General features: G+C 63.6%; 8 protein-coding genes and 1 pseudogene. 5 read left to right on the plus strand and 4 right to left on the minus strand.

From position 1 onward, the window contains the following. Positions 1-98: 98 nt before the first annotated feature. A pseudogene (locus ACUH78_RS18610) lies at positions 99-680 on the plus strand (DUF932 domain-containing protein); the annotation flags it as partial. A gap of 350 nt (positions 681-1,030) precedes the next feature. Here ACUH78_RS18610 and ACUH78_RS18615 read toward each other — a convergent pair. Next, the gene (locus ACUH78_RS18615; protein ID WP_021249909.1) at positions 1,031-1,666 is read right to left on the minus strand and encodes a cation efflux transmembrane domain-containing protein; all 636 of its coding nucleotides are present in this window, start codon (positions 1,664-1,666) and stop codon (positions 1,031-1,033) included. Positions 1,667-1,769: 103 nt separating this feature from the next. On the opposite strand from ACUH78_RS18615, the gene cadR reads away from it, so the two are divergent. Then, the gene (gene cadR, locus ACUH78_RS18620) at positions 1,770-2,204 is read left to right on the plus strand and encodes a Cd(II)/Pb(II)-responsive transcriptional regulator (protein ID WP_002924844.1); all 435 of its coding nucleotides are present in this window, start codon (positions 1,770-1,772) and stop codon (positions 2,202-2,204) included. Positions 2,205-2,298: 94 nt separating this feature from the next. Here the strand turns inward: cadR and ACUH78_RS18625 are convergent, their stop codons facing one another. After that, positions 2,299-2,721: a hypothetical protein gene (locus tag ACUH78_RS18625; RefSeq protein ID WP_021249911.1), complete on the minus strand. Its 423-nt coding sequence runs from the start codon at positions 2,719-2,721 to the stop codon at positions 2,299-2,301. Positions 2,722-2,794: 73 nt separating this feature from the next. Here ACUH78_RS18625 and ACUH78_RS18630 point away from each other — a divergent pair, with 73 nt between their 5' ends. From ACUH78_RS18630 to ACUH78_RS18640, 3 genes are read left to right on the plus strand one after another with little or no spacing between them, the layout of a single operon-like run. Then, positions 2,795-3,220, plus strand: a complete 426-nt coding sequence (locus tag ACUH78_RS18630) for a disulfide bond formation protein B (RefSeq protein WP_225433332.1) — start codon at positions 2,795-2,797, stop codon at positions 3,218-3,220. Beyond that, positions 3,217-3,873, plus strand: coding sequence for a DsbA family protein (locus ACUH78_RS18635; protein WP_510497596.1), 657 nt, complete (start codon positions 3,217-3,219; stop codon positions 3,871-3,873). Before ACUH78_RS18630 ends, ACUH78_RS18635 begins: the two co-directional genes overlap by 4 nt. Continuing rightward, positions 3,870-4,208 (plus strand): YnfA family protein, encoded by a 339-nt coding sequence (locus ACUH78_RS18640; protein WP_442770986.1) that lies wholly within the window; start codon positions 3,870-3,872, stop codon positions 4,206-4,208. The genes ACUH78_RS18635 and ACUH78_RS18640 overlap by 4 nt, the downstream gene beginning before the upstream one ends. 48 nt (positions 4,209-4,256) lie before the next feature. On the opposite strand, the gene ACUH78_RS18645 is transcribed toward ACUH78_RS18640, so the two are convergent. Together ACUH78_RS18645 and ACUH78_RS18650 are read right to left on the minus strand one after the other, a co-directional pair. Then, complete coding sequence (locus ACUH78_RS18645; RefSeq protein WP_442770987.1) at positions 4,257-4,754, minus strand: hypothetical protein; 498 nt, start codon at positions 4,752-4,754, stop codon at positions 4,257-4,259. A 122-nt stretch (positions 4,755-4,876) separates the two neighbouring features. Then, positions 4,877-5,278, minus strand: a complete 402-nt coding sequence (locus tag ACUH78_RS18650; RefSeq protein ID WP_442770988.1) for an ArsR/SmtB family transcription factor — start codon at positions 5,276-5,278, stop codon at positions 4,877-4,879. Positions 5,279-5,424: the final 146 nt, after the last annotated feature.

Raw genomic sequence — 5,424 nt, forward strand, 5'->3', positions numbered from 1 at the left:
TCGCCCTGGTCACTGCCGGCTCCTCCCTGATGAATGTGGGAGGGATTGTTCCGCGTGGGCGCGGGCGGGCAAAGAACGCCGCTCAGTGACCGGTTACGCACATGCTGCGCCTTCGCCATGCGAGCCAGATCAACGGCGACGAGGCGAACGAAGTCGTCCTGATCAACTCGCACGATGGCACGAGCAGCTACCAGATGCTGGCAGGCATGTTCCGCTTCGTCTGCCAGAACGGCTTGGTGTGCGGCGACACGTTCGCCGACGTGCGCGTGCATCACAAGGGCAACGTCATCGATCACGTGATCGAAGGGGCCTACGAAGTGCTACGTGGCTTCGAGCTGGTGCAGGACTCACGTGACGGCATGCGTGCCATCGCGCTCGATGACGGCGAGGCCGAAGTCTTCGCCAGATCGGCCCTGGTTCTCAAGTACGACGAACCCGGCAAAACCCTGCCGATTACCGAAAGCCAGATCCTGCGCCCCCGTCGTTTCGACGACAACCGTAAGGACCTTTGGTCTACGTTCAACCGGGTGCAGGAAAATCTCATCAAAGGAGGCCTGGCCGGCCGCAGCGGCAATGGGCGACAACAGCGCACACGGCCTGTCCAGGGCATTGACCAGAATGTCCGGCTCAACCGGGCACTCTGGCTGCTTGCGGAGGGTCTGCGCAAGCTGAAAGCCTGACGTCCGAGCGGATCGTGTCCATCGCGGCATGGTCCGCTTTTTCTTTGCCGATCTGCGAGGTGGGCTTACGGCTTCGACCTTGGCGTGCCAGATGACGTCTGCAAAGTCGCGGTCTACTCACCGATCGTCAAGCTGCCAGCCGCTTCCTTTCCGACTGACAGCCTCGTGCTCGGCCCGACCCGACACCCACCGTCTCTCTCGATCGACGATCAACGGCCGCTATCGGAACGCGTTTCCCAATAGCGGCATGCGGCCATCAGCTGCCCGTCCTCCTCTCCACAATCCTGCCATCCTGATGGCCGCTGGGCCTCGAAACCTGTCATTGCCTCAAGCACGTCGCTCCGCTGTCCTCATCCCTTCTGATGGACTTGTCGTGCGTCGCCGATGTCGCGCCGGGCGTGAGCGACGATGACAAGCCCCGACCACAGCGCGAGCCCGGACATCACCAGTGCAACGACAAGGTCCGGCAACGCGCTTCCGGTACCGAAGACGCCTGCCGCCGCCAGGATCACCGCGAGATTGCCGATCGCATCGTTGCGGCTGCACAGCCACACCGAACGCATGTTCGCGTCGCCCGAGCGAAAGCGATACAACAGCATCGCCACCCCTGCGTTGGCGAGCAGTGCGAGCATGCCGACCACGCCCATCGTGATCGGCTCAGGCGTCACGCCGTGCTGGAAGGCCCACAGGGCGCGTGCCATTACAACGGCGCCGAAAAGCACCATCGCCACGCCCTTGAGCAAGGCCGCGCGTGCCCGCCATATCAATCCCCACGACAGCACCGTCAGCGACAGCGCATAGTTGGCGGCATCTCCTGCGAAATCGAGGGCGTCGGCCCACAGGGCGACCGAACCGACTGCAAGGCCGGCGACGAATTCGACCAGGAACATCGCCGCATTCACGATCAATGCAATCCACAGTGCCAGGCGGAAGCGCGGGCTCGCTGCGCTGGCATCGCAGGTGGAGTGGGAACAACAGCCGGCCATGGTTTTCTCCTTAACGTGGGCGAGGGGTGCATCACACACCCTGTAGCCACTACAGGGTCAAGCGGTTAAGCTGTTGGGCGGCCGCAATGAGGAGATGCAGGCGATGAAGATCGGTGAATTGGCCAAGGCCGCGCACGTCGAGGTCGAAACCATCCGCTACTACGAACGGATCGGTCTGCTCCCGGCGCCTTCCCGCAGCCCCAATGGATATCGGGCCTACGCGGGTGGGCACCTTGAGCGCCTCGCGTTCATCCGCCACTGCCGGGCACTGGACATTGCCTTGGTCGACGTCGCGCAACTGCTGCGCTTCGTGGACGACCCCACAACCGACTGTGCTGAGGTCGACGCGTTGATCGACTCCCAACTCACCCGTGTCCGCGCGCGTCTCGACACCCTGCAAATGCTCGAGCGCCAACTCGTCGCCCTGCGCAGCCAGTGCGGTGCCCCCGATCGTGCGGCGCAATGCGGCATCCTGCATGAGCTTGAGGCGCCGACGCGGGGGGATGTCTGTGTGTGCCACGATGAGCATGCGCAATGATCTGCGGTTCGGTGGCGGAGTGGCCACAATGTGGGGTGCCAGCGCTCCGGTACGTTCATGGTCGCGATATGCGCCGTCAGCCAACGGGCTGGGGTTAAAATCGTCGCCCATGCACCGTTGGCTTGCCATTTTCTTCCTGCTGCTCGTTCCGCTTCAGTTCGCGTCGGCGGGCCTGGAGGCGTACTGCTTGGAATCGGCCGGTTTCGCGACCAGCCACGGCGACCACCATCCACATACCTGTCAGGTGGATGAAGGCGATGAAGGGATGAAAGGGCAACTTCACGCCGACTGCGGTTTCTGCCAGATCCTTGCGAGCGCTGCACTGCTCGATGCGGGTCGTCTGCCATTGACAGGACTGGGCCATGTCCTCGTCGACGCCGGGCGGGACTTCAACGCGTCTGCGCTGGTCACCGAGCCTGAACGCCCCAAGTGGCGCCTCGCTGCCTGAGCGGCAGCCCACCCCTGTCTTCCCCTCTTCTTCGAGTGCGCGCCGCACGGTAGCGGCGGTGTGCTCCATTGCGGACGTCCGGGCACTGCCTGTGGCGTCCGCCCCTCCCGAAGCCTGGGAACCAACCCTCGAGATCGACTCGATGCACGACAAACGAACCCAATGGTGGTGGCTGATGGCCGCCTGGGCCGTGGCTCTGGTATCCACGCTGGGCGCGCTCTTCATCGGTGAAGTGATGGGCATGACGCCCTGCGTGCTGTGCTGGTACCAGCGGATCGCCATGTTCCCGCTCGCCCTCATTCTGGGCATGGCCGTGTTCGCCGAGGACCGGCGCGGTGCGGTGTATGCACTCCCATTCGCGCTCGCTGGTCTCGCGCTGGCCGCCTATCACAGCGCACTGATCGCCGGCTGGGTGCCACAGTGGTGGGTGCCGTGCGGCACTGGCCCCTCGTGCAGCCAGCAAGCCCTGGTCATCCTTGGCGACATCCAGATTCCCTGGCTATCGCTGGCGGCCTTCCTCGCCATCGCCGCCGCCTTGACGATTTATCTGATAAGGACCCGTAAATGAACACACGAAAACTCCTGGCACTCGCCGTGTTGCTGATCCTCGGCCTGGCCTTTTACTTCGGCATGGATGCCTATCGCGACCGCACACAGGCCGAACAGGACACGCGCATCGCTGTGGAAGGAAGCCGCCTCGTGCGGATGCATACCCCGATCATCGGGCCGCAGAACGCGCCGGTCACCATCGTCGAGTTCTTCGATCCCGCCTGCGAGACCTGCCGCGCCTTCTATCCGATCGTCAAGCAGATCATGGCCCAGCATCCGGACAAGGTCCGGCTTGCGCTGCGCTATGCGCCCTTCCATCACGGCTCGGACCAGGTGGTGAAACTGATCGAGGCTGCGCGCAAGCAGGGACTCTATACCCCGGTGCTCGAGGCGCTGCTGGCCACGCAACCGGAGTGGGCCGACCACGCGGCGCCCAACATCGGCATCGCCTTCGAAGCAGCCGCCCGCGCCGGCCTGGACATGGGACGCGCCCGGCAGGACATGGAGACGCCCGAGATCCAGGCCGTGCTCGCGCAGGACATCGAGGATCTGACCGCGTTGCAGGTCAGCAAGACGCCGACCTTCTTCGTCAATGGACGCAGCCTGCCGAGCTTCGGCCCCGAGCCGCTGGCACGCCTGGTGGCGGAGGAAGTGGGGAAAGTGCAGCCGTGATCGATCTGTTCAAGCTCGCCGGCCTGTTCGCCTTGACGGCCGTGGCCGAGATCGTCGGCTGCTATCTGCCCTGGCTCGTGTTGAAGCAGGGCCGGAGTGCCTGGCTGCTCGTGCCCGCAGCGCTGTCGCTCGCCGCCTTCGCCTGGCTGCTGACGCTGCATCCGACTGCAGCCGGGCGAACCTATGCCGCTTACGGCGGCATGTACATCGCGGTCGCGTTGGTGTGGCTTCGCGTCGTGGATGGCGTTGCGCTGACCCGCTGGGATGTCGCGGGCGCCGGCGTCGCGCTGGTCGGCATGGCCATCATTGCGCTGCAACCGGCCGCCTCTCCCTGAAAGTATCATTGTTGCTTCTCGGGGCGCTCTGGCGACCGCAAACACCGCTCACCTCATCCACATGTACTGCTGGTGTCGCATCATGTGGTCCATCATCATCTGCTGCATCGGCATGTATTGATCCATCATGTACTGGCGCTGCCTTTGTTGCTCGGGCGTAAGCTTCGAGTAGTAGCCGCCCATATGGCCCCATCCCATCATTGGGCCCATCGTCATTCCGGGCCCCATCCCCGGGCCGCCCATGCAGCAGCCCATGCCGCCGCCCGGCCCCCACATGCCGTGCATCAGCTGCATGTTGTTCTGCATCGTGGCCCAGTGCTCCTGGAGTAGTTTTTGCCGCGCTTCGGGATCCTGAGTCTGGTTGATCTTGTCCATCTGCTCTTGCATCTTCTTCATGTTCTCCTGCGCCTGCGCCATCCGCTTGTCGAACTCCTGCACGTTGGGCGGCTCGAGGTTCGCTTGGGCACCAGACGCCGGCTGGGCGAGAGCGGGCATGGACGAAAGTACAACGGCGGACAACGCGGCTGCCAGGATCGTGTTCTTCATCTCGATTCTCCTATGTCACAAGCGGAGGCCATGACGGTCTTGTTACGACGGACCGATGACCACTGGGGATTGCGCCCGGGGACGGGCAGCGGGGGGAAACGGCGCGCATCGGCGATTGATGTTCATCTGGCCCCCGTCGCTAAGTCAGAAGTCTGGATGCCCACCCGGCAACGGCCGTCTTCGCGCAAGCAGATGCGCTCGCGGAATCGTGCAAGATCACCCGAGAAGACATCATCTTCATCGGGTACTGAGCGAATCAGATCGGACAGGGGCCCCATCGTCGGCGAGCCGGTTACCAGCCGATGGTAGAGCCAGCGGCCATCCTTGATGGCGCTCAGCAGGCCAGCCTGACGCAGCGTTTTCAGGTGGCGAGAGAGCTTGTATTGCAGCTCTTGGAGGCTGTCCACCAATTCGCACAGACAGATCTCTTCGCCGGTGTCTACGAGCAGACGCATGATGCGAATGCGGGTGCGGTCGGCCAAGGCTTGGAAGACTTCTTCGGGTTTGACGGTGATGAGATGCATAGTTGCATCATAGTGCAAGCGTGCAGAACCGCTGAGCCGTCTGCGCCGCGAACAACATCTGCGGGGCAGGCCGCTGGTTAACTCACAACAGTGCTTTCATCTTGCTACCGCCGAGCGCCTGAGGTGACCGCCTGCGCGCCGTTGCC

It is taken from the genome of Thauera sp. ZXT1-4, from assembly GCF_052598215.2.